Source organism: Kineococcus siccus, from assembly GCF_009906795.1.
In the GTDB taxonomy this organism is placed as follows: domain Bacteria; phylum Actinomycetota; class Actinomycetes; order Actinomycetales; family Kineococcaceae; genus Kineococcus; species Kineococcus siccus.
In genome coordinates this window covers 1-659 of record NZ_JAAALN010000438.1, presented here as the reverse complement: position 1 = coordinate 659, position 659 = coordinate 1, and the positions used below count along the sequence as shown (strand labels likewise).

Sequence of the window (659 nt, the reverse complement as noted above, 5' to 3'; positions counted from 1 at the left end):
GCCGCGGGCCGGGTCAGGAGCACGACGCGGTCGGCGGCGGCCAGCAGCGCGGGCCGGTGGGCGACGACGAGGACCGCGCACCCGGCCGCGGCGAGGCCGCGCAGCGTCGCGACGACCCGGCGCTCGGCGTCGGCGTCGAGGTGCGCCGTGGGCTCGTCGAGGACGACGCGGTGGGCACCGCGCCGCACCGCGAGCAGCGTGCGCGCCAGGGCGACGCGCTGGCGCTGCCCGGCCGACAGGCCGGCCCCGGCCTCGCCCAGCGCGGTGCCGGGCTCGAGGTCGTCCGCGGCGGCGTCGGCGAGCACGGCCCGCACGTCGGCGGCGGCGGCCGGGCGACCGCCCTCGACGGCCTCGCGCACGGTCGTCGCGGACGGGAAGGTCGGCCGCTGCGGCAGGTGCGCGACCGCGGCGGCGCCCAGCGGGTGCCCCACGGTGCCCGCGGTCGGGACCAGGACGCCCGCCGCCACCCGCGCGAGGGTCGACTTGCCGGCGCCCGAGGCGCCGGCCAGCGCCACGAGCTCGCCGGGGGCGACGTCGAGGTCGACGCCCCCCTCCCCGTCGGGGGCGCCGGCGACCGCGGTCCCGTCCAGCACGGCCGAGCCGTCCGCGCGCAGCACGCGGACCGCGCGCAGCGACAGGCCCGCCACGGGCACCGGCGG

The 659-nt window shown here is 83.3% G+C and carries 1 protein-coding gene; it reads right to left on the bottom strand.

Translation table 11 applies throughout. The features are described 5' to 3' along the window. On the bottom strand, positions 1-659 hold a 659-nt coding region (locus GTR02_RS22020), incomplete at both ends, for an ATP-binding cassette domain-containing protein (RefSeq protein WP_166609589.1).